This window comes from Actinomyces sp. Marseille-P3109, assembly GCF_900323545.1.
Classification (GTDB): Bacteria; Actinomycetota; Actinomycetes; order Actinomycetales; family Actinomycetaceae; genus Actinomyces.
Map to the genome: position 1 here is coordinate 2,740,470 of NZ_OOHN01000008.1, position 22,735 is coordinate 2,763,204.

The window sequence follows — 22,735 nt, forward strand, 5'->3', positions numbered from 1 at the left end:
GCGCGGGGCGCTCGGGTCGGCCCAACTGATTCGGGTGAGCGGGTCGACGCACATCCCTACACCACCCATGAATCGCCCATGATCCCCATGAACTCTGACAACCTCACCGTTTCCAGGGCCCCCAAACAGGTCCGGGACTGGCAGAAGAGCCTGCTCGACCTCTCCCTGCGCAATCCCCTCATCAATCGCACCTCCCGCTACGCGGTGGAGCTGCGCGTCCCACCGGCGCTCATCGGCGAGTTCGAGGACCTTGTCAATGACAAGGAATACATCGCCCTCGCCGCGGGACGACACCGGCCCGCGGAGCTGTCCGACGAGGACCTTCAGCAGGAGCAGGCCCGCGCGGTCTCGCTCCTGAAGGAACGAACCGTCGAGGTCGAGCTGGCGCCCACCGAGCGCGTGCAGCGCCTCCAGGCCCTGGCCACCGGCGCCCGCACCGGCGTCGAGGAGACCGGCGCCAACAACCTCTACCTGGCCATCGGGGCCCTGGCGTGGGAGAGCGACGGCAGCCGCCTGCACTCCCCACTCATCCTCATCCCGGTCAACCTCGAGCGCACCGGGGATGACTTCAGGCTCATCCTGGACGAGACGGGCGCCTCCACGCCCAACTACTCCTTCCTCGACCGCTTCGCGCGGGACACCGGCATCGAGCTGACCGAGCTGAGGACTCCGCGGCTCGACGAGCACGGCATCGACCTGCGGGCCACTCTCGACGGCGTGCGCGATCGCCTGCGGCGCGCCGGCTGGGACGACGTCGTCACCCCCACGGTCCACCTGGGACTGTTCCGCTTCTCCACCTACCGCATGTGGAAGGACCTCGAGGACCACTGGCGGACGATCGCCGCCAACCCGCTCGTCGCCCACCTCATGGCGGGAGGGCGCCAGGACTTCGTGGACCCGGCGGGCCCGGCCGATGGGGGCCTCGACATCGACGAGGCGACCCAGAACCTGCCCCTGGCCGCGGACTCCACTCAGGCCCGGATCGTGGCCGACGCCGTGGCCGGGCGCAGCCTCGTCGTCGAGGGGCCGCCCGGAACGGGCAAGTCCCAGACCGTCTCCAACCTCATCTTCCGGGCGCTGGCCACGGGGCGGACCATCATGTTCGTCGCCGAGAAGAAGTCCGCCCTCGACGTCGTCGCCCGCCGCCTGCGCGAGGAGACCGGCATCGGGGACCTGCTGCTCAACCTGCACGACAACGGCATGAAGCCGACCGAGGTCCGACGGGCCCTGCGCCGTGCCCTGGCCCTGCGGCGAGGAGAGCCCGGAGACGGTGCCGGTTCCGACGTCGGCGCCGGTGAGGCGGCCGGTCGCTCCACCCCGGCTGTACTGCGCACCGAGCTGGCAGGGATCCGCGCCGAGCTCGAGGCCTACCGCCGCGGCCTGTACGAGCCGGCACCGGATGGCCCGTCCTACAGCGGGGCCCGGGAGGTACTCGCCCGGCTCCGGGACTCCGGAGAACCCGGGGACTCCGCCGATTCTGCGGCCGCCGCCCAGGCCGCCCTGGTGGAACGGGCCCGCGCCACCGGCCTGGACGCCTTCGACGCCGCCTCCCACAACCGGCTCATCGAGCGCTACCGCGCCGCCCTGGACGAGCTGCGGACGGCTCTGACGCCCGAGCTGCTCGACGTCGTCCTGGCCCACCGCGACCAGGTCCTTCAGGATGCCGCCGTCCGCGCCGAGGCGCTGCGCAGCGAGCTCAACCGCCGTCGCAGCGCCATGAGCGTGCGCGAGCTGATGAGCACCTACGGGGACCTCATCACCGCCCTGACGCCCTGCCTGCTCGTCTCACCCGACTCGGTGGCCAGGTTCTTCCCGGCCGACCGGCGCTACGTGGACATCGTCGCCTTCGACGAGGCCTCCCAGATCCGGGTGGCCGACGCCGTGGGCGCCATGGGGCGCGGCCGCAGCGTGGTCGTGGTCGGCGACCCCAAGCAGATGCCGCCCACTCCCGGCGCCGGCGAGACACGAGGGGAGCAGGCGCCCGAGGCCGACTCCATCCTCACGCGCTGCCTGGACAGTGGACTGCTCCAGCACCGGCTCACCTGGCACTACCGCAGCCGCGACGAGTCCCTCGTCGCCTTCTCCAACCGCCACTACTACGACGGCCGGCTGCTCACCTTCCCGAGCCCGCTGACGATTGCCCCCGGATCCGACGCCGCCCCCGGCGGTCACGGCATCTCGCTGCGGCGGGTCCGCGGCCGCTACTTCCGTCCCGAGGACCGCGCCCGCCACCCCCACGTCCAGCCGAACACCAACCCCCTCGAGGCCAAACGCGTGGTGGACGAGGTGCTCCGGCACGTCGAGGCCTCCCCCGACCACCTGCCGTCTCTGGGCGTCATCACCTTCAACGATCGCCAGCGAGACCTCATCGAGAACAGCCTGCGCGAGGTCTCCTCGCCCCGGGTCATCGAGGCCCTCGACGCCCGCGACGGCCTGTTCGTCAGGAACCTGGAGAACGTCCAGGGCGAGGAGCGCGACACGATCCTGTTCTCGGCGACCTTCGCCGCCAACTCTCGAGGAGACCTGCCGCTGAACTTCGGGGTGCTCAACCACGCCGGCGGCGAACGCCGCCTCAACGTGGCCATCACCCGGGCCCGCAGGCAGATCATCGTCTTCACCAGCTTCGACCCCCAGGACCTGCACGCCGAGCGCACGGCCCACCGAGGAGTCAAGGACCTGCGCGCCTACCTCCACCGGGCCGCCGAGGGCCGGGCCCCGCGGGCCCTGCCGGCCTCGCGGAGCCCGCTCAGCTGGCACCGCCGCGAGATCGCCGAGGCGCTGAAGGCTGCCGGGCTCACGGTCCATACCGGCGTCGGCCACTCCACCTTCGAGATCGACCTCGTCCTGGCGCACGCCGACCAGCCGGACCGCCCCGCCGTGGCCGTCCTGCTCGACGGACAGCAGTGGAACAAGCGGGAGGGTGTCGTCGACCGCGACCTGCTGCCGGTCGACGTCCTGCGCACCATGGGCTGGCAACGGGTCGAGCGGGTCTGGATGCCCGAGTGGGTGGCGGACCCGCAGGCCGTCGTCGCCCGGCTCGTCAAGGCTGCCGGAGGCCGCTGGACGCCGCCGGCACCGACGGCGGCCGTGCCCGAACCGCAGCACACCGGCCAGGCCGAGGACGCTGCACCGCTGACCGACGACGGCGCAGCGGCCGATGCCCGGGCCGTCGCAGGCACCGGAGGCACCGACGCGGTTCCCACCACCGGCCCGAGGACCCCGGGCGAGGAGTACACCGCCTGGAGCCCGGCGGGCGTGCGCCCCCTGGAGATCCTCAACCGGGCCGGTACCGACCCGGAGGCCAAGAAGGTGCTCGTCGAGGTCGCCACCACCATCTGCCAGGTCGAGGCCCCGATCGCCAGGCGCCGGCTCTACGTCAAGATCTCCCGCGCCTTCGGACTGTCGCGAACCGTCAAGTCGCGCGAGGATTCGATCAGGATGGCCCTGGGGGAGGCCTTCGCCTACTTCGACGAGGACGGCTTCGTGTGGACCAGCCGGGAGGCCGCGCTCGCGGCTCCGACCTACCGACGCAACGCCCTGGACCATGTGGACTCCATCCAGGAGATCCACCCCCGCGAGCTGGTGGGGCTCATGGCCCAGGCGCGTGCTAAGAACCCGGAGTGGGCCTCCCGGGAGGACCTGTTCACGTGGGCGCTCAAGCGGCTGAGTGCGAGGAACCGTAGCCTCGGTGCGCGCGGGGTGTCGGAGGTGCTCACCAGGGCCCTCAAGGAGGCCGAACGCGAGCAGCCGTAGTCCCGCTAGCGTACGGAGCGCTTCGCGGTCGTACCTTATGCCGCGCGTTCGAGGGGTAAAGGGTACGAACGCGCGGCCCACCCCACGAACGAGTGGGGGCGTCAGGGGCGAATCTCTGTGGGGGAGGCGTCTCGCACTCCAGGTCACGGGAAGATCACGACGGGCGTCATGGCCTGGTCATGTGCGCGAGCAGCGACACTGTGATCCTTGTCACTTACGAGTGGGCCTCGCGTTGCTCCGGCGCGGCTGCGCCCATGACTTTTCTCCGGTCTGGCGCCGCCGTTGTAGGCACCCGAGAAGCGACGTCGTCGGAGTAATGGCAAGGGGGGAGTGCTGCCCGGATTGCGGGCGCGTCGATTTCAAAAGGTCACGATGAGGTCGCAGTTGAAGTCTCCAGTTGAGTAGCATCCACAGTGCTGGCAGCCATGGATGCCTCCTGCGCCGGGTTCGTGAGTCGGCGTTGTCGCCGACACCGAGCCGCGCCCGGACGGCCCCGGCAACCGGCACCTTCCTCAGAAATACTCACGATCCTCCACCGCAAGGAGCCTGACATGTCCGCCTACGTCCGCTATTACCGGCGGCTTCAGGCACTCACTCAGCGCCTGAGCACCTACCTGGACCGGTTGGAGGCTCGCGCCCGGGAGTTCGGCGTCAGCTCGGCCCGCACCGCGATGGAGATGCAGATCACCGACCCGGCCTCCGTCTCCGCCTTCCGCTCGGAGGTCGAGGCCCAGATCATGTTCCTGCACACCAAGGCCCAGCGGGTCTTCGCCAAGCACTTCGCCCCGTTCCTGGACATCGACGCCGAGTTGTCCATCGAGGAGGACCGTCAGCTCTCCGCCCGCCTCCAGGATGCGGCCAACCTCGTGGGCAGCTTCGAGGTGCGCCTGCGCAACATCATCGAGGAGGTCTTCGCCCCCGGCCGCGCCGAGCAGGCCCGCGAGGAGTGGAACCGGGCCATGACCGACTGGCGCCAGGCCCAGTTCTCCTTCACCTGCGACAAGTGCGGCGACCCCGTGCCGCTGCCCGAGCTCTACCACATGCCGGTGTTCATCACCTGCCCGCGCTGCAAGTCGCGCGTGGCCTTCCAGCCCACCGAGGCCATGGCGGCCGCGCCCACCTGGGCCAAGGAGGTCGCCAAGACCACCTGCTACGCCGAGTGGCAGAAGTCCGAGTCGGAGCAGTCCGCCGAGGAGGGCGTGGGCCTGGCCTTCTTCTACTACGTCGACTACGCCATCGCCCACCACCTCATGATGAACCGCCTGCTGCCCTTCTACGTGCGCTCCGAGGGCGGCCAGGAGGCGCTGCGCCGCGACGTGCGCAACGCGCTGGAGACGCGCACCCACCAGCTGCGCCCCGACGAGGTCTCCCCCCAGTACCACGCCATGGAGTACGTCAACTTCATGGGCGGCCTGGGCCGCTCGGCCCAGATCCTCGGTCAGGAGGGCCTGACCGACCGCCGCCGGCTCATCCTCCAGACGGTGCGCGACATCATGCGTCCCGACGAGCCGCTGGCCCGCTCCATCCTGGACAACACCTTCACCGAGGAGCTGTGGAGCCAGCAGGCCCACGCCGCCGACCAACTCTCCTGCGAGGTGCCCCGCTAGCGTTCCCACCCCGCCGCCCGCCCGGCCCGGCCCGCCGGCACTGCGGACGCGGCCCGAGCCCGACGACGCGCCGGCGACCGCGCCACCTCTCCTGCGAGGTGCCCCGCTAGCGTCCCCCCCCCGCCGCCCCCCCGGCCCGGCCCGCCGGCACTGCGGACGCGGCCCGAGCCCGACGACGCGCCGGCGACTGCGTCATCGACCTCGCCAATGAGTCCGTCGGCCTCTCAGCTCTCCGTTCCCCGCGCGGCCCAAGTCCGCTCGACACCTCCCCCGAAAGGACCACCATGGTCGGCTTCCGCAAGAAGTCCCAAAACAGCTCCTCCGCCAACAGGGCGGCCGGACGAGGAGGCTCCGGCGCCTCGCAGCGCTCCCGCGCCTCGCGCACCGAGCCCGCCTCCCGCGCCGGAAGGGGGCGCACCACGGCCGCCACCCGTCGGGGGTACAAGACGCCCGAGCAGATGGACTCGCGCTGCCTGACCCTGGCCGAGTCGGCCTCCGGGGTCCTGGGCCGATCCCTGGACCAGGCGCTGGGACGGCTCCCGGACGCCCCTGGTGGCCCGGGCGCCCCGGGAGGCCCGAACGGCTCAAGCAGTCCGGCCCCGGTGGGATGGTCCGACGCCGTCGGCGCCCCGAACCCGACTATGGGCAGAGGGTCCTCTCCGGGTAGCGTGCGCAGCGCACAGGTCGGAGCCGACCAGGTCGACACGGTCGCGGACATCGCGGCCGACATCGAGTTCTAGGGGCGGCTCCCACATCCGCTCCACCACCGGCTCCGAGCCGGACGCGAGCCCGTACCAGCCCCGGCACCGGGAAGGAGGCGAGAACACCTATGAGCGCGCAACCGGCGCTGACCCTGACGAGGGTCGAGGCCTGGCTGTCCCGGCGCGGCATCGCCGCCGGCCCCGAGGAGGACGGCGCCGTCTTCATGGGCTTTCCGGGCTGCGACATCTGCGTCTACCTGCATGACGAGGAGGCCGCCCTCGTCGTGGCCGGCATGTGGCGCGGGCGCCCGGCCGCAGATCGGCTCGACGAGATGCGCGCCTTCATCGACACCCAGCACCGCTCCACCTACGGGCCGGACCTGGCCGTCACCCCCGCCCGCGACCCGAGCTCGCTGCTGCTGAGCACCCAGATGGTGGCCTACGTCGGCGCGGGTATGAGCGACGCCCAGCTCGACGCCTTCATGGACATGGGCCTGGGAATGACCCGGGCCTTCTTCGCCACCGTGGAGGAGCGCTTCCCCGAGCTGGTCACCTGGGAGGAGGACTGATGGCCTGGTGGAACCAGCCGGAGGGGTCCGTGACCCCGACCGTGACCCTCAGGCGGCTCGCCGCCTGGCTCGCCGAGCGCGGTTACAGCTACGACATCGATCTGTCCGAGGGGCTGGTGCGCTCCTCGGTGGCCGGCTTCGACTACGCGCTCATGGTGGTCGACCGCCGGATCCTCGCCGTGCGCGCCCACCACCGGCTCACCGGCCCGGTCCCGGGCGCCGCGGGGCTCGCACAGGTGCGCGCCATGGCCCAGGAGGTTTCCAGCGGCCGGCTCATCCCCGCCCTCTACACCGAGGTCGACGACGCCGGCCTGGCCCTGTGCGCCGAGGTCCTCACCAACATCGGAGCCGGGCTCGACGACGCCCAACTGGCCGGCACCATGGACTTCGTCCTCGACGGCGTCGACGAGGCCCTGCGCGAGCTCATCGGCCTTTTCGATACTCGCGCCGACAGCCAGTCCGACGCCGGGTCCGAGGTCGAGATCAAGGCCGAGGATGAGGCTGCCGGTGAGGAGGGGCAGACGGCGGTCGTCATCGCGCTGCCCGAGGCGACTGGGCCCGCCGGGTCAGCCGGCTCTGCCGAACCGGTTGATGCCGTTGAGCCCCTCGGGGAAAAGGCTGCGCACGCGAGCGCGGACACGCCTGTGGAGACGGTGCCGGACGCGGTATCGGACACGGTGGCGGATACGACGCTGGAGATGGCCGCCGTCGTCGACGAGCCGGGAACCGACACGCACGCGGAGCCCCGTGAGCCCCATGCAGAGCCCGACACCGGCGTCAAGGGTGACGAGGGTATGGCCGCCCCGGGTGATGCTGACGGCGGAACCGAGGTTGAGACAACCGACACCCCTGAGCCCCTGCTCGTGTCCTAGCGCGCCCGGGCCCGGCGACCTCGACCGCCCGAAACTCGTTGGAAGCACTGGAGTGGTGGGAGGCGTCGTCGGAGTGGGCGAATTGTGAACCGTTCGGTCGGGGTAAAGTGTCGGCCTCCGACATGCCCTGCGGCCGAGTTGCCCCTCGGCGCAGCGGTAGCGGATTCTATAACTGTTCGGTAACACTGGACGTCGGGCGACCGCCCCGCTGGACGAAAGGAGCCCGATACGTCTACGACGCCGTTCATCGTCGAGCGGCGCGGGATAACGGACCTTCTCCCGCGGCGCTCCTGGGGTGTGTGGACCATCCTCCGTGCGCCCTCGCAGGACATGGTGGAAGCCTTCGCCTCATGACGGCGCAACGTCAGGCTCCGCCCGGAAGGACAGACTCCATGACAACACGCGAAGACATCCTCGAGCGCCTGGCCTACGCTGATGCCCTCGGTGATGGCCCCAAGGCCTCGGCCCTCGTCGCGGAGGCCGTCAGCTGGGCGGACGCCCTGGGAGACGAGGATCTGCGGGTCGCCACCCGGTTGGCCCTGACCGAGGCCTACCAGCGGGGCAACGAGGAGTGGAAGGCGCTGGCGCCCTTCGTGTGGAACCTCGCCCGTTACCAGAGGCGCCCCGAGCTGTTCGACGACGCACAGGTGCGCACCCTGCACTGGCACTTCAAGCGGGCGGTGGCCGTGGCCGGCGCCAACCCCAAGGTCTCCAAGGACAAAGTGCGCCAGCTCGAGGCCAGCCTCGAGGAGTTCTACCGCGCCGAGGGCGCCTCCATGCACGTCGTCCACGGCGAGCGGGCCTCCGTGGCCGGCCTGCTGGGCCTCGAGGAGGAGGCCTCCGAGGAGCTGGCCGCCTGGCGGGCCACCCACCGCGACGAGAATGCCGACTGCGAGGGCTGCGACCCCATGCGCCAGGTCGCCTTCGCCTACCGCACCGAGGCCTGGGAGCTGGCCGTGGCCACCGCCGTGCCCGTGCTGACCGGCGCTGTCGACTGCTCCGTGCAGCCCCAGACCATGCAGTCCCTCGTGCTGCTGCCCCTGCTGGCCTCCGGGCGGCCGCGGGCCGCATGGGAGGCGCACCTGCGCTCCTACCGGGAGATCCGCCGCTCGCCCAAGGCCCTCATCTCCCTGTCCTACCACCTGGAGTACCTGGCCCTCGTGGGCCGGGTGGACCGCGGCCTGGACATCCTGCGACGCCACCTGTCCTGGCTGGCCCAGGCCGAGTCCGCCTACGTGCTGCTGTCGGCCCTGCGCGGCATGAGCCTGGTGCTGCGTGAGGCCGAGCGGGCCGGCCGCGGCGAGGAGGCCCTGGGCGTCGAGCTCCCGCCCGCCGACCTGTGGTACCCGCTGCCGGGGCTGGCGGCCTCGACCACCATCTCGCGCGCCTACGCCGAGATGACCGGCTGGGCCCGGCGCCTGGCCCAGCAGTTCGACCTGCGCAACGGCAACAGCACGATCTCCGACCACCTGGAGCGATCCCTGGCGCGGGCCGCCTTCGACGCCGCCCCCGGAGCGGTCCATGGGCTGGGTGTGGAGGTCGACCTCCTGGAGCCCTCCGAGGAGCTGCCCGAGCCGGCCCAGACCAGCCTGACCATGGACGAGGACGGTGAGGCGCCCGACGTCGCCTCCCTCCTGGGGCTCGTGACTGACGATGACGGCTCGGTCCAGGAGCACGCTCCCCGCACGACGTCGTCGGGCCATCAGGAGGCGGGGGGACGACGCAGCCGCGCCGCCACCAGCCACCAGGGCGGCGACGAGCCCTTCCCGCTGGTGGACCTCGTGCGGCCCCGGCCGGTGCGCAGCGGCGAGGAGGCGGTGCGCCGCTACGTCGATCACCGCCGCTCCATCGGCTCCTCGACGATGGACTACTGGTACGTCGTCGACCAGGTGGCCACGCGTGACCTGCTGCCGCCGCCCGGCGAGGAGATCCCGGGCCTGGAGTACCACACCGGCCTGCTGCGGGCCGCCGCCCTGACCTGCCGTATCGAGATGGACGAGGCCATCGCCGAGCGCCTGCGGATCCGCCCGCTCATCGAGCTGGCCTTCGGGCCGCTGGGCGCCTCCTACGTCGACCTGCTCAACCTTGACAACGAGATCACCGCCGACTCCATCGCCGAGCGCTCCCAGGAGGCCGAGCGCGACCAGCGCCTGCGGCGCGCCACCGCGATCGTCGGGCAGATCGAGGCCCGGGTCGAGGACCTGGTGTCCACCGAGCTGCTCGATCCCGGGGGCACCGATGCCCTCGTGCTGGCCGCCGACGCGCTGCTCGTGGGCGCCTCGGTCCTCACCGACCTGCACGCCAGGGACGAGGCGCTCGGGGCGATCCAGGTGGTCGCCAGGGCCGCCGCGGCCGTCCCCGAGGACCGCCACGCCGAGCGCATGGACGATATCCTCGACATGGCGCGCGCCGAGGTCCTGGCCGAGTGCGGGGACGTCTACAGCGGCTGCCTCCTGGCCGAGGAGGTCATGCGCCGCCACGAGATGGTCTCCCCGGTGCTGGCCGCCCGCGGGCGGCGCCTGCTGGGTATCTCCTCGATGGAGGTGGGACAGTTCGACGAGGCCATCACTCAGTTCCGCGAGCAGGCCAACATCATGCTGGCCGCCGGCATCACCCTGTACGCCGTGGCCTCGCTGCTGTCCCTGGGCTCGGCCCTGGAGGCCTCCGAGCGCTACCTGGAGAGCGCCGAGGTCCTGGAGTCCGCCCTGTCCCTGGCCCAGCGCGCCGGGGCGGAGAGCATCGCCCTGTACCTGCATCGGCTCCTGGCCCAGACCGGCATGGCCATGGGCGAGGAGGAGAGCATCGCCGAGCACTCGCTGGCCGCCGCCCGGATCCTGAAGGACCAGGGGCGCCGGGCGCTGGCGGGGGAGTACCTCTCGCACGCCGCGATGGCCGCCTCCAACCTCAAGGACAACGTGCGCGCCGCCGCGCTGTTCCGCCAGGCCGCAGACCTGGAGGATGCCCGCACCGACCAGGGCCTCCTGGATCGGGGGCGGGCACTGCGTCGCTCGGCCCGGGCGCTGGTGGACGATCTCACCCTGCCCATGGCCCGCACCCGGATCGCCGAGGCCCAGGAGATCATGGATGAGGCCCGTCAGGCCTTCGCCGGCGTGGCCGACACCGAGGGCTACTCCTCGGCATGGGAGATCGGCGACTGGCACGACGACATGGCCTGGATCCTGTGGCGCACCGGTCAGAACCGGCAGGCCGTTGAGCACTGTGAGGCCGCCTACGAGGGGTACATGGACACCGAGGACCGGGACTCGGCATCGCGCGCCCTGTGCATGCTGGCGCGCCTGCACGCCGAGCGCGGCGAGCGCGAGGAGGCCCTGGCCGCCAGCGCCCGCGTGCGCGACCTGCTGGGCGAGCCGCAGTGGGACGGCCACGACGCCCTGGAGTTCGTGGCCTCCATCGAGGAGACGCTGCGCTGACCCGCGCCTCTTCCTGCAGCCGGGCGATCTGCGTGCCCCCTGTCCCCGCTGGTGGCCGCCGCATACATCCGCGGGACTGCCGCATACCGACGTCGACGGCGCCTCCGGTCCCGAGGCGTGACGCGAATGCGACGCGTGGGAGGTTCGCCCCGTGTGAATCGCCTGACGGCCGCGGCCGGGCAAGGAATGATAAGCCTTGGGCATCATGACCCCTCGACGACCCTCCCGGGAGGCACCCATGGCCATCGCAGTCTCACAACGATTCACACCCAGCGGCGACCTACCCGTGGAAGCGGGGCGCTATCGACTCGTGGCGGCGGGCTCGTGCCCGTGGTGCCGCCGCGTCCTCATCGCCCGGCGCCTGCTCGGCCTGACCGAGGCGATCCCCGTGTCCTGGACCTACGGCAAGGGCGCGGACGGCTACTGGGAGCTGACCGGTCCCGAAGGCGAGCCCGGCGTCGACCCGGCGCTCGGTGCCCGCTCCCTGGCCGAGGTCTACGAGAGGACCCCCGGCTACGAGCCGCCCCCCACCGTTCCGGCCCTGGTGGACATGACCACCGGCGAGGTCGTCAGCGATGACTCCGGTGACATGCTCTTCGACCTGTCCACCGCCTGGTGGGACCTCCACCGCCCGGGCGCCCCGGACCTCTACCCGCTCAACCGCCGTCACTCCACCGACGCCTGGGACGAGTGGATCGGCTCCCAGATCAACGTCGGCCACTCGGTGGCCGCCCATTCCAAGGACCCGGAGAAGGCCGCGGCGGCCGCCAACGGCGTGCTCGTGGGCTTCGACGTCATCGACACCCTCCTGGCCCGGGCCACCCGGATGGAGGCCTCCCGCGAGGACGGCCTGACGATGCTCGACGGGCCGGCCCTGTCCGCCGTCGTCTCGATCGGCCAGTTCCTGTGCGGCGACAAGCCCACCGGCAGCGACATCCGCCTGTTCACCACCGTTCAGTCCTACGAGTACGGCGGGCGCCAGCACTACCCCGGCGGCGAGGCGCCGTCGATCTCCTTCTGGCCGGCCCTGGCCCGCTGGTTCCGTGCCCTGGAGGGCCGCTCGGGCTGGGTGGGCCCTGAGGAGCGCAGCGCCCTGGGCTGCTGAGGCCGCCGGGCACGGCGAGGCCCGCTCTGTCGCTCGCTGCTTCGCCGTACTCCACGAGCGTCGGGGACTACTGAGGCAGGCCGGGGTGTACTCCACGCGAGCCCCGACCCCATGCAGTGCGGACAACCCCTGGTCAGTGCAACCCGGGCCTCGTGCAGCACGGCCGGCCCAGCCCGGCACCGCCGACGTCGGCCCGCGTCCACCGGCTCCTACGGCCGAGCGGTGAGGACCGGGTTGTACAGGAGGCGGTTGGGCGTCATCGGGCACTCATCGCCCACGGCCATCGGCGCGATGAGCCTGTCCGCCCGCAGGTCCTCCAGTCGCGCCACCACGCGGTCGCGCAGCGTCCACGGGTCGATCGTGTTGAGGTAGATCTTCGTGCCGCCCTCGAAGCCCGCCAGGGTGGAGACCCTCCACTTGAGCGTGATGTGCCAGGGCATGGGATGGTCCACACCGAGGGGCTTGTGGTGCCACTCCTCGTTGCTGGGCACGTCCGTGCCCGTGGCCGCGTGCAGCGCGTGGATCAGGTCGGCGACGGCATCGACCTCCTCGCGGCTCATGAGCCACGGCTCGGGCATGGCCGACGTCGAGTACACCTCCAGCGTCGGGTAGCGGTGCCCGAACCCGGCGAAGGCCACCGCGTGCTCGTTGCTCGCCACCAGCAGCCCCTGGTAGGCGGCGTAGTCCACCGCCATCTCGTTGTACAGGTTGGGGTTGGCCCGCACCTTCTGCAGCTCCAGCTCACTGGTAACGCCGCGCTCGTCGATGCCCACCAGCTGCTTGTGCAGGTGGTCGAAGCTCGCCCCGGCCGGTCGCAGCCAGTTCTGGAAGACGGCCACGTAGCGCACCCACCGGTTGGCCTCGTACAGGCTCTGCATCGCGTGGATCGCCAGGCGCGTGTAGGCCCGGTGCTCGGCCACGCTCAGCGTCCCCGAGCCGGCCAGGGCGGAGGTGTCGACGGCGTCGTCGGTGAAGTGGCGCCGCCCGATGATGACGTCGTGGCCCCCGGCGAAGAAGGCGGCCAGGAAGGTGCGGCGGGCCCGGGCGTCCATCGAGTCCCAGGAGGCCGGGTCCGCGCCCGCGGCCGCCAGCTTGGTGCGCGCCACCTGCTCGACGTGCTCGACGCCGGCCGGCTCGGCCAGGTAGGCATCCATGCGCTCGCGGGCGGCGTCGGGGATCTCGTAACCGTGGTTGATGTGCCAGTAGTCGAAGGAGAGGATCTCGAAGAGGTTGGGCACCCGCCGGAACTCGGCCACCGTGTCGAACAGGGCGGATGCGGGCACGGCGTCGAGACGCTCGAGGCCGCCGTCGGCCCGATGCACGATGCGCGACTTCTCCGGGGGCGTCTCCAGGTAGCGCGCCGAGCAGAAGGCGCAGGCGTGGGTGCGGTCGGCCGCCCCCAGCGGGCGGACCTCAGCGACCGGGTGCGAGATGGGGCGGTTGGCGCGGCCCGGCACGGTCCACACTTCGGTGCCTGTGAAGGGGCTGATCTGCTTGACCGTCCCGTCGGCCAGGCGCGTCAGTGGTTCTGCGGAGGGAGCGTAGGGCATGAGCATGCCCCCATTGTGACGCCTTGTGACATGCTCGCGCGCCCTGTCCTCCCGCAGTTGTCCCCGGCCCGCTGAGGTCGGGGTAGTCTCTCTGGCCCGGGCCGGCTCGCGCACCGGGGCCGGCCCGCTGCACGCCCCGGACTCCCCGCACCCGAGCGGATACCCGACACCCGACCGGAGAAAAGGAGGCGACTCCATGACCGACCTGGCTCAGGTCCTCACCTCCCTGCTGCTCATCGTGGCGGTGGCCTTCGTGTCGCCGCTGGTCTCCTGGACCGTCCCCAAACGGCTCGTGCCCGAGGTCGTCCTCCTCATCCTCGGCGGAATGGTCATCGGCCCCCACGGCCTGGGGCTGGCCGGGGAGGGCCCCTCCATCGAGCTGCTGCGCGAGCTCGGCGTCGCCTTCCTCTTCCTCATGGCCGGCTACGAGATCGACGTCAACGAGCTGCGCGGCGCGGGCGGGCGACACGCCGCCATCGCCTGGATGCTCTCGCTGGGCCTGGCCTTCGGAGCCGTGACAGTCATCGGGGTGACCGGCGGCGCGGCGTCGGCCAACGGCGTCGCCATCGCCATCGCAATGACCTCGACGGCGATCGGCACGATCCTACCGATCCTGCGCGACCGCGGCCTGCTGCCCACGGCGGTGGGCGCCTCGATCCTCAACCACGGCGCCGTCGGCGAGGTCGGCCCGATCCTCCTCATGGCGATCCTGCTGGGCTCGCGCTCCACCTGGGTGAGCCTGGTGATCCTGGCGGCCTTCCTCATCATCACCCTGCTCATCATCCGCTTCACCAGCCGCGTCAAGCGCGCCGGGCGCCGCCTGGTGGAGGTCATCCACCTGGGCGCCTCGACGACGGCGCAGACCACCATCCGCGCCACCGTCCTGCTTCTGGTGGGACTGTGCGCGATCGCCGCCGTCTTCGACCTCGACGTCGTCCTGGGGGCCTTCGCCGCCGGCTTCGTCCTGCGCCACGCCCTGCCCGAGGGCGACGCCCAGTTCGAGGAGAAGCTCGACGGGCTCGCCTACGGGTTCTTCGTCCCAATCTTCTTCGTGACCTCCGGCATGGGAATCGACATGAGCCTGAGTGCCGGGGACCTGGTCAACCTGCTGGCCTTCTTCGTGCTGCTGGTGCTCGTGCGGGGCGTGCCGGTGTGGCTGGCCTCCCGCGTGGAGAGGCGTCGGGACGGCTCGCGCGCCTACTCGATGCGCCAGAGCCTTCAGATCGCGGTCTACTCGACGACGGCGCTGCCCATCATCGTGGCCGTCACCCAGGTGGCGGTCAGCGCCGAGGCCATGTCGACCTCCTTCGCCTCCACGCTCGTGCTGGCCGGGGTGCTCTCGGTGCTCGTCCTGCCGGCAGCCGGGCTGGTCCTGGAGCACCGGAGCGACCACGTTCCGGCCAACGAGGTGATGCGCGTGGCCCAGGGGCCCGCCGCACCCGACGGGCGCACCCCCGAGGAGGCCACCGCCCCGGCCGGCGAGCACGTCTCAGAGCCGCGCCGTCCGGCGTCGCCGCCCGGCGGCATCGGGCTGCCAGCGGGCGTGCGCACCCCAGCCGGAGGAGTGAGGCGGCCGGCGCAGCCCGACCTCGTGGGCCGACCCGACCTGCGCGAGCGGGTGGCACCCGTCGCCGTGCGCCTGGCCGACCCGGGGCTTCACGTTCGCGGGCTGTCGGTGGAGGAGTCGCACTGGCTGGCCGCCCGCCTGGCCCAGAGCGGGCAGGACCACGCCCTGTGGCGTGAGCGCTGGCACCACCTGCGACGACGCGGCGGCACGGCCCGGGCCGCCAGGCGCCGTCGGCCCCGCGGCGAGTGACCCGTCTTGCAGCGAGCCGGGCAAATTTCGCGTAGCCGGGCGGAAAAACCGTGGGGCTACGCGAAATTTGCCCGGCTCGGCGGTGCCCCCTCGCCTACCCCTGCTGGGTTGCGAGCATGTGCGCGACCATGTCCTCCAGGGACGCCTGGATCGGCCGGTAGCGGGTGCCCAGCTCGCGGCGGCTCCGGGAGGCGTCGGAGCGGACCGTGTAGCCCACGTTGCGCCGAAGATAGGTTCGAGTCTGTCCAAGCCTGGGTGCCATGGCCAGGACTACTGGCCGAGGCAGGGCGCGTCGCGGCAACGGGAGCGATCCGCCGAATCGCGGCAGCAGAGTGCTTGTGAGTGCGAAGATGTCGGTATCCTCCGCGGAAGCGATGTAGCGGCCGTGGGCCTCGGGCAGGAAGGCGGCGGCGATGTGCGCCTGGGCCACCTCGCGGACGTCGACGACGCTGATTCCCACGCGTGGCGCCCCGAGGCGAGCGGTGCCGTCGATCATCATCCGGATCGTGGAGAAGCTCTCGCTGGTAGGGGCGCTGCCCAGTGAGGGGCCGAGGATCATGGACGGGTTGATGGTCACCAGCCTCCACCGGTCCTGCCCTGCGGCCAGTCGCCACGCCTCCTTCTCCGCAAGGGTCTTGGAGTAGGGGTAGGGCTCATGGGACAGGGAGGAGGTGGTGTTCCAGCAGGTCTCGGTCAGGATTCGCCCCGGGTAGCCCTCGATATCCGCGGCATCGCCGTACATGGCGGCGATCGAGCTGGTGAGGACCACTCGCGTGACTGACGGTGTGCGCTCGACCCCGGCCAGCACGTTGCGGGTTCCTTGCAGTGCTGGGGCGACAAGGTCTCGTTGGGGATCTTCGACTGAGCGAATGAATGGCGAGGCCGTGTGGAGGACGACTGTGCAGCCTTCCATGGCTTGGTCGTAGGAGGCGGGCTGGAGCAGGTCGCCGGCGAAGAGACGCAGAGCGCCCGGTGCCTGCTCGGCGATGCGCTTCAGATGAGCCACCTTGTTCGTGTTCTGGGGGTCGCGCACGGCGGCGTGGACGGTGACGCCGGCGTCGAGCAGTCCCTTGGTGACCCAGCTGCCCAGGTAGCCGGTGGCGCCGGTGACCATGACGGGGGCGCTGGTGTCGACCGGGATACCGCTCAGGTCGATGGTGGAATCGAAGCTGTCAGTGGAGTGTGCTGCTGAGGATCGCATGGCGGCAGCCTGACAACAAAAGGAAACGAAGTCAACCCGTTTCGTTATTAATCGGTACGATCTCCCCATGAACGCAGTGGGCTCACAAGCACCGAGGACCAAGCGTGCCCCGGGGCGGCCGGTTGACGCCGCTCTAGGACCGGCGATCATGCTGGCCGTGCGCGACCTCTTGGCCGAGAGCGGCTACGCCGCGCTGACGGTGGCGGCCGTGGCCCGGCGCGCGGGCGTCTCCACCGCCACCCTCTACCGACGGTGGCCCACCAAGCGCGAGCTCGTCCTGGCCTCGACCAGGCGCATGATCGAGACTGGCGTGGCTGACGAGGCCGTGGATTCCGGTGCCGCCGCGGCCGAGGGCTTCGATACTGGTTCGCTGCGAGGTGACCTGCGAGCCTTCATCGCCTACAAGAACCGGGCGCTGTCGGGGGCCACGGGTCAAGCTGTGCTGTCTCTTCTGGGCGAGCTGCCGCGGGACCCGGAGCTCAGGGAGCTGCTCCTCGGGCAGCTCCTCGCCGCCACTCGCTCTCACCTGGAGCAGATCCGGGACCGGGCTCAGACGCGCGGTGAGGATGCTCCTGATCTGGATCCTCACGCCGGAGCCCGACTGGTCCTGGGAGCGGTCCTCGCCGGGGTTGCCTTCGCGGCCGGCGGTGATGGCGGCGAGCCGTTGTCTGACGTCGAGCGGGACCTGCTGCTGCGGGCTCTCGGTTGCGGGTGATGTGGTGTGGCGTGCTGCTGAGAGGGTGTCGCCCTCTCGACGGCGGGGACGTTCTGCGCGGGCGGGGACAGGAATACCGTCACCGCCGTCCTCGGCCCTGCGGCGGGTGACCCGTCTTCCGCCGAGCCGGGCATTTCTCGCGTAGCCGGGCGGAAAAACCGTGTGGCTACGCGAAATTTGCCCGGCTCGGCGGCACCGCGGCCGTACCCGTCAGTTGGTCGACACTGCCACTGCGCTCGTGGCCGCGACGATGGCCGCCGTCGTGGCCTCCACGGCCCGCTGCACTGCGCGACCCACGGGGCTCGCTCCCGAGATCTCCTTGATCCGGCGCTTGAGGTCGCCGCGGCTGAGCCCTGTCTCCTGCTTCGGCAGGACGACCGGCGCGATGCTGAGTGCCTGCAGGATCGCCAGCAGGGCGACGTCGGACCCGGTGGGAGGCTGCACCCCGCGCAGGGTGCCGTCGATGCGCTCGCGCAGCTGTCGCTCGGGGACGGGGTCGAGCGTGGGGTAGGTCGGGCTGAAGGAGCCGAACAGGCCGCCGGTGTGGATGCGGACGACCCCGGCCGCCTCCAAGGACTCGGCAATGTGCTGGGTGGGGTTGAGCTTGCCCCATGAGACCAGGGAGGAGAAGCGCTTGCCGTCCTTGGCGGGCAGGACCGTCAGCGCCCAGTCCAGCACGGGGTGTCCAGTGGGTTCGGAGTTGACGATGTAGACGCGGGGGCTGCGGTCCTCGGTCAGGGAGACACGGCCGGCCAGCAGCAGGTCGGTGAGCAGCGCGCCGGTGAGCCCGTAGTTCGGGTAGGTCATGCGGCTCTCGGGCTTTCCGGAGTCCTTGGTCAGCAGAAGGAACAATTCTTCACAGATCAGCATCGCATTCATGAATCCAGTACATCGCGCCGTGACCCGTCTGTGATCCCTCGCAGGTGCGATATCCGGATCCGGGGCGGGTCCTCCTCGAGGGGGAGACGCTGGGCCCCGGGGTCAGGCTGCGGTCTGGCCCTCGTCCAGCTCCTGTCTCATCAGGTACGAAGCCGGGCCCGTTCGCGTTGGGCGTTCGGCCGGCGCACTAGCAGCTCGCAATCGTGTCGTACCCGGACCGTAACCTTGTGGCCATGGCTCGCGCGATTCGGCATGACGACTGGCCTGCGAGGCTCACTGACGACCAGATCATCAGCGGAGTCGGCCGCGGGGCCTTCCAGCGCGGCCTGGACTACGCGCGCAAGGGCCGCGTGCGGGGCATCGGCGTCGCCGGGGACGGGGACATCATCAGCGCCCAGTCCAAGGGCTCGGGCGCGCGCATCTACCAGACCATGGTCTTCCGCAAGCAGCAAGACCGGAGGGGGCCGATTGCCTGGGTCGGCAGCTGCTCGTGCCCGGTGGGCACCAACTGCAAGCACGTGGCCGCCCTGCTCATCACGGTGCGCGCCGTGGCGGAGGAGACGGCCGCCGGCGGGGACGCCTCCCCGCGTTCTGCCTGGGAGAGCCGGCTGGCCGGCCTGCTGCAGCTGGAGCGCACGCCGCGCCGTCGGATGGCCCTGGAGATCGTCGACGACCCCGGCAGCATGTGGGGCACCCCGGCCGGCCCATCCATGCTGCCGCTCATCGAGGGCAAACGCGGCTGGAACAAGCAGGGCGCCTCCTGGAGCCAGATCGCCTCCGGTGGGCTCGACGACGAGGCCGACCCCGAAGTCATCGGCGTCCTGCGCGAGCTGGCCGGCATGGCCGGCGGATACGGCTTCTACTACGCCGATGACCGTGTCTCCCTGGTGACCGCACCCGCCCGCGTCTGGGGGGTGCTGCGTCGCGGACTGGCGGCCGGCCTGACCCTCACCACCGCGCAGCGCCACGGCCGGCCCGTCTACCTCGCCGAGGGTCTGCGCGGCGGCGTCCGCCTCCTCCGGGAGGATGACGGAGGCGTCGTCGTGGCTCCCGCCCTGGATATCGACGACGTCGAGGAGCTGCGCCGCCTGCAGGTCCCCGGACTGAACCTCACCTTCACCCTCATGCCGATCGGCGACCCGGTTCACGGCTTCTACACGTGGATGCCCGGGCGCGAGTTGCTGCTCATGCCGATCGAGCCGTGCCCCACCGAGGCGCTCTCCCGTGCGCTGCTGGACGAGGGGGAGGCCATCACCATCCCGGCCGGAGACGTCGAGCGATTCGAGACCGAGCACCTCGAGGCCCTCACCCGGGCGCTGCCGGTCCTGTCCGCCGACGCCTCCATCCGCATGCCCCGGCCCACGACGCTGCGCGCCGCGCTCGCGGTCCACGTCGATGCCGGGGAGCACCACCTGACCACCGAGTGGTCGATCCGCTACGTCTCCGAGGACGGCGAGGTCCGGCACAGCCACGGCCTCCCCGACCTCCCCGCGGCGGCTGAGGGCCGCACCGAGGGAGGGGCCGCCGGCCGGGACATCGAGGGGGAGACCCGCCTGGCCCGCGAGGTGCTCAACCGCCTGCTGCCCCTGGCCGGCCGGCACCCGGCCGTCTGGCACCCCCTGGACCTGCGCGGCATGGCCACGGCCCGCTTCATGACCGAGACGCTGCCGATCCTGCGCGAGATGGAGGCCGTCGACGTCGAGGTCGACGACGACGTCCCCGACTACCGCGAGGCTGCCGACGCCCCGGTCATCACCACCAGCGTCAGCGACGACGAGGACCGCCCCGACTGGTTCTCCTTGTCCGTACGCGTCCACGTGGGCGATGAGGAGATCCCCATCGGTCAGCTCATGGCGGCCGTGGCCGCCGGCGAGCGGGAGGTGCTCCTGGAGTCGGGCACGTGGCTGAGCATCGACCGGCCGGAGATCGAGGCCCTGGCCCGCCTCATGGAGGAGGGCCGCGAGCTCGCCGACCCGCAGGCGCACGGCACCCTGCGGGTCAGCGCCCTGCACGCCGGCTACTACGAGCTCCTGGAGTCCCTCGGCGTCATCGGGCGGTCCACGGCCCGCTGGAAGGAGAGGGTCGGGCGGCTGCTGGAGCGGGCCCGCGCCGCCGAGGCCGTGGCCGACCGCGCCGATGGGCCAACCGGCGGGGCCGATGACGCGGGCTCCGGTGGGACCGCAGGCGAGGTGGCCGTGCCCGAGGGGTTGCGGGTGACGCTGCGCCCCTACCAGCTCGAGGGCTACCGCTGGCTGAACTTCCTGCGCCGGGCCGGACTGGGCGGGATCCTGGCCGACGACATGGGGCTGGGCAAGACCGTCCAGGTGCTCGCCGCCGCCCAGCGCCTTATCGAGGAGCGGGAAGAGGCTCAGGGGCGGGTGCCGGCCGACGGTGGAGCCGGAGAGGCCGAGCCGGAGGTGATCGGGCCGGTGCTCGTCATCGCCCCGACCTCCGTCGTCGGCTCCTGGGTGGAGCAGGCCGAGCGGTTCTGCCCGGACCTGCGGGTGCGGGCGGTGACACGGACGGCCGCCAAGCGCGAGGACTCCCTGGAGCAGATCGCGGCGCACTCCGACGTCGTCGTCACCTCCTACACGATCGCGCGCCTGTGCGAGGAGGAGTTCATCGCACAGGACTGGGCCTGGGTGGTGTGCGACGAGGCCCAGTTCGTCAAGAACCACGCCTCGGCCACCTACAAGGCGGTGCGGCGGCTGCGGGCGCCGTCGACCATCGCGATCACGGGCACGCCGCTGGAGAACTCGCTCATGGACCTGTGGGCGCTCATGAGTATCGCGGCGCCGGGGCTGCTGCCCGACCCGGAGCGCTTCGGGCAGGTCTACCGCAAGCCGATCGACCGCGGGGACACCGAGGCGCTGGGGCGGCTGCGGCGCCGGATGAGGCCTTTCCTCCTGCGGCGCACCAAGGAGCAGGTGGCGGCGGACCTGCCCGCCAAGACCGAGCAGGTCCTGGCCGTCGAGCTGGGAGCCAAGCACCGCAAGGCCTACGACCAGCGCCTGGCGCGGGAGCGGCAGAGGATCCTCGGGCTGCTGGAGGAGGACACGGCCCAGTCGCGCTTCATCGCGCTCAAGGCGCTGACCGCCCTGCGGCAGATGGCGCTCGACCCCGAGCTCGTCGACGGCGGGGGCGGGACTGAGCCCGGGGACGCCGAGGGTGCCGCGGGTGCGGACACGGATGCTGCCGGCGGGAGGGCGGCCTCCGGTAGAAAACCGGCCCGCCGCGGTGCGAGGGACGCGAAGAGCAAGGTGGCCGCCGTGCCCGCCAGGGGGCAGCGGGGGCCCGGTCGGCGTCCGAGCCCGTCGGCCAAGGTCCAGGTGCTGCTGGAGCATCTGGGCCCGATCCTCTCTGAGGGGCACCGCGCCCTCATCTTCTCCCAGTTCACGCGCTATCTCTCCGGCGCGCGCGAGCACCTGGAGGCCGCCGGCGTGCGAACCGCCTACATGGACGGTGGTACCTCCAACCGGCAGGAGGTCATCGACGCCTTCCGGGCCGGCGGGGCCGATGTCTTCCTCATCTCCCTCAAGGCGGGCGGCTTCGGGCTCACCCTCACCGAGGCCGACTACGTCTTCCTGCTGGACCCGTGGTGGAACCCGCAGGCCGAGGAACAGGCCGTCGACCGCACCCACCGGATCGGCCAGGACAAGTCGGTCATGGTCTACCGGCTCGTCTCGGCCGACACGATCGAGGAGAAGGTCATGGCCCTCAAGGAGAAGAAGGCCGAGCTCTTCGCCCGGGTCGTCGAAGGGACCGGCAATGTCGAGGACGGCGGCGAGGGCGCCGGAGGGCCGGCCGGAACCGCGGGTGCGGCGGGCACGGGCGGCCTCAGCCCGGCGGCCCTCACCGCAGCCGAGATCCGCGAGCTCATCGAGGGCTGAGGCGCTCGATGCCGGCGGGTGCCGTCTGCGCGTACGGGAACAGGAATCCTGCACCCGTACGCGCAGGACGTCCCCGCCCGTTGCGGCCTGCATCCGGCCGCGAATTCCAGCAGATCGGCTGAAGCCCGCGCGGTCCCCGGTGCCACAGGCCCGGGACTGCATCTGGTCTCCACAGGGCTGAGGAACCCGTGAGCGCCGAGCCGCGGTGCGGGCTGATTCTGGTTGAGCGGGCACGGTGCCCGCTGGGGAGCAGCCGCGTGCTGGTCCCCGCCAACCAGAGGAGAACCACCATGAGGAGACCCACCAGGACCACCCTGCGCGCTTTGTGCACCAGCGTGATGCTGGTCCGCTCGGGCGACCCGTCGGTACTGCCGGCCGCCCTGCGGCGCTTGGCGTCCAAGGAGGACGGCATGGCCACCGCCGAGTACGCCATCGGGACCTTGGCGGCCGCAGCCTTCGCGGGCCTGCTGCTGGCGCTCATGCGCTCAGGCAGCCTGAGCGGCGCCCTGCAGTCCATCATCGAGTCGGCGCTCTCGGTGTGATGTGCGGCGTCATCGCAGTGGGTGGGCGCGCTCACCCCCGAATGGCCCGGCTGCCCGGCGGTGGCCGACGTCGCCGCCCGGGCCCCGATTCCCGCCGGCCTTCC

At 71.5% G+C, this 22,735-nt stretch carries 14 protein-coding genes; 11 read left to right on the forward strand and 3 right to left on the reverse strand.

Features of this window, described 5'->3' with window-relative positions:
• The first annotated feature begins 87 nt into the window (after positions 1-87).
• The 7 genes from BQ8008_RS11835 to BQ8008_RS11865 all read left to right on the forward strand — a co-directional run bounded on the left by BQ8008_RS11835 (position 88) and on the right by BQ8008_RS11865 (position 12,038).
• The gene (locus tag BQ8008_RS11835) at positions 88-3,753 is read left to right on the forward strand and encodes a DUF4011 domain-containing protein (protein WP_234415383.1); all 3,666 of its coding nucleotides are present in this window, start codon (positions 88-90) and stop codon (positions 3,751-3,753) included.
• Positions 3,754-4,304: 551 nt separating this feature from the next.
• Entirely contained in the window at positions 4,305-5,360 is a 1,056-nt protein-coding gene (locus BQ8008_RS11840; protein ID WP_108834161.1) for a hypothetical protein, read from the forward strand.
• 284 nt (positions 5,361-5,644) lie between these two features.
• Positions 5,645-6,100, forward strand: coding sequence for a hypothetical protein (locus tag BQ8008_RS11845; protein WP_108834162.1), 456 nt, complete (start codon positions 5,645-5,647; stop codon positions 6,098-6,100).
• Positions 6,101-6,189: 89 nt separating this feature from the next.
• Positions 6,190-6,630, forward strand: coding sequence for a YbjN domain-containing protein (locus BQ8008_RS11850; protein ID WP_108834163.1), 441 nt, complete (start codon positions 6,190-6,192; stop codon positions 6,628-6,630).
• A complete protein-coding gene (locus BQ8008_RS11855; protein WP_108834164.1) occupies positions 6,630-7,502 on the forward strand; it encodes a hypothetical protein in 873 nt (290 codons plus the stop codon). Before BQ8008_RS11850 ends, BQ8008_RS11855 begins: the two co-directional genes overlap by 1 nt.
• A 392-nt stretch (positions 7,503-7,894) precedes the next feature.
• Positions 7,895-10,933 (forward strand): tetratricopeptide repeat protein, encoded by a 3,039-nt coding sequence (locus BQ8008_RS11860; protein WP_108834165.1) that lies wholly within the window; start codon positions 7,895-7,897, stop codon positions 10,931-10,933.
• Positions 10,934-11,171: 238 nt separating this feature from the next.
• Positions 11,172-12,038 (forward strand): glutathione S-transferase C-terminal domain-containing protein, encoded by an 867-nt coding sequence (locus tag BQ8008_RS11865; RefSeq protein ID WP_108834166.1) that lies wholly within the window; start codon positions 11,172-11,174, stop codon positions 12,036-12,038.
• Between the two features lie 209 nt (positions 12,039-12,247).
• On the opposite strand, the gene BQ8008_RS11870 is transcribed toward BQ8008_RS11865, so the two are convergent.
• Positions 12,248-13,594, reverse strand: coding sequence for a DUF4921 family protein (locus tag BQ8008_RS11870; RefSeq protein ID WP_108834167.1), 1,347 nt, complete (start codon positions 13,592-13,594; stop codon positions 12,248-12,250).
• Positions 13,595-13,784: 190 nt separating this feature from the next.
• Between BQ8008_RS11870 and BQ8008_RS11875 the strand changes: the two genes are divergently transcribed.
• Entirely contained in the window at positions 13,785-15,404 is a 1,620-nt protein-coding gene (locus tag BQ8008_RS11875) for a cation:proton antiporter (protein ID WP_108834168.1), read from the forward strand.
• Positions 15,405-15,498: 94 nt separating this feature from the next.
• Here the strand turns inward: BQ8008_RS11875 and BQ8008_RS11880 are convergent, their stop codons facing one another.
• Positions 15,499-16,605, reverse strand: a complete 1,107-nt coding sequence (locus tag BQ8008_RS11880) for an NAD-dependent epimerase/dehydratase family protein (protein ID WP_108834169.1) — start codon at positions 16,603-16,605, stop codon at positions 15,499-15,501.
• 67 nt (positions 16,606-16,672) lie between these two features.
• Here BQ8008_RS11880 and BQ8008_RS11885 point away from each other — a divergent pair, with 67 nt between their 5' ends.
• The gene (locus BQ8008_RS11885) at positions 16,673-17,320 is read left to right on the forward strand and encodes a TetR/AcrR family transcriptional regulator (RefSeq protein ID WP_108834170.1); all 648 of its coding nucleotides are present in this window, start codon (positions 16,673-16,675) and stop codon (positions 17,318-17,320) included.
• A gap of 210 nt (positions 17,321-17,530) precedes the next feature.
• Here the strand turns inward: BQ8008_RS11885 and BQ8008_RS11890 are convergent, their stop codons facing one another.
• Positions 17,531-18,190: a GOLPH3/VPS74 family protein gene (locus BQ8008_RS11890; RefSeq protein ID WP_108834171.1), complete on the reverse strand. Its 660-nt coding sequence runs from the start codon at positions 18,188-18,190 to the stop codon at positions 17,531-17,533.
• 242 nt (positions 18,191-18,432) lie between these two features.
• Between BQ8008_RS11890 and BQ8008_RS11895 the strand changes: the two genes are divergently transcribed.
• Both BQ8008_RS11895 and BQ8008_RS11900 read left to right on the forward strand, forming a co-directional pair.
• A complete protein-coding gene (locus tag BQ8008_RS11895) occupies positions 18,433-22,089 on the forward strand; it encodes a DEAD/DEAH box helicase (RefSeq protein ID WP_108834956.1) in 3,657 nt (1,218 codons plus the stop codon).
• A 290-nt stretch (positions 22,090-22,379) separates the two neighbouring features.
• Positions 22,380-22,631: a DUF4244 domain-containing protein gene (locus BQ8008_RS11900; protein WP_108834172.1), complete on the forward strand. Its 252-nt coding sequence runs from the start codon at positions 22,380-22,382 to the stop codon at positions 22,629-22,631.
• Positions 22,632-22,735 lie beyond the last annotated feature (104 nt).

Bases quoted from the DNA above. Each gene is read 5' to 3' on its own strand.
- BQ8008_RS11835 (WP_234415383.1), top strand. From the start codon at position 88: ATGAACTCTGACAACCTCACCGTTTCCAGGGCCCCCAAACAGGTCCGG.
- BQ8008_RS11840 (WP_108834161.1), top strand. From the start codon at position 4,305: ATGTCCGCCTACGTCCGCTATTACCGGCGGCTTCAGGCACTCACTCAG.
- BQ8008_RS11845 (WP_108834162.1), top strand. From the start codon at position 5,645: ATGGTCGGCTTCCGCAAGAAGTCCCAAAACAGCTCCTCCGCCAACAGG.
- BQ8008_RS11850 (WP_108834163.1), top strand. From the start codon at position 6,190: ATGAGCGCGCAACCGGCGCTGACCCTGACGAGGGTCGAGGCCTGGCTG.
- BQ8008_RS11855 (WP_108834164.1), top strand. From the start codon at position 6,630: ATGGCCTGGTGGAACCAGCCGGAGGGGTCCGTGACCCCGACCGTGACC.
- BQ8008_RS11860 (WP_108834165.1), top strand. From the start codon at position 7,895: ATGACAACACGCGAAGACATCCTCGAGCGCCTGGCCTACGCTGATGCC.
- BQ8008_RS11865 (WP_108834166.1), top strand. From the start codon at position 11,172: ATGGCCATCGCAGTCTCACAACGATTCACACCCAGCGGCGACCTACCC.
- BQ8008_RS11870 (WP_108834167.1), bottom strand. From the start codon at position 13,594: ATGCTCATGCCCTACGCTCCCTCCGCAGAACCACTGACGCGCCTGGCC.
- BQ8008_RS11875 (WP_108834168.1), top strand. From the start codon at position 13,785: ATGACCGACCTGGCTCAGGTCCTCACCTCCCTGCTGCTCATCGTGGCG.
- BQ8008_RS11880 (WP_108834169.1), bottom strand. From the start codon at position 16,605: ATGCGATCCTCAGCAGCACACTCCACTGACAGCTTCGATTCCACCATC.
- BQ8008_RS11885 (WP_108834170.1), top strand. From the start codon at position 16,673: ATGAACGCAGTGGGCTCACAAGCACCGAGGACCAAGCGTGCCCCGGGG.
- BQ8008_RS11890 (WP_108834171.1), bottom strand. From the start codon at position 18,190: ATGCTGATCTGTGAAGAATTGTTCCTTCTGCTGACCAAGGACTCCGGA.
- BQ8008_RS11895 (WP_108834956.1), top strand. From the start codon at position 18,433: ATGGCTCGCGCGATTCGGCATGACGACTGGCCTGCGAGGCTCACTGAC.
- BQ8008_RS11900 (WP_108834172.1), top strand. From the start codon at position 22,380: ATGAGGAGACCCACCAGGACCACCCTGCGCGCTTTGTGCACCAGCGTG.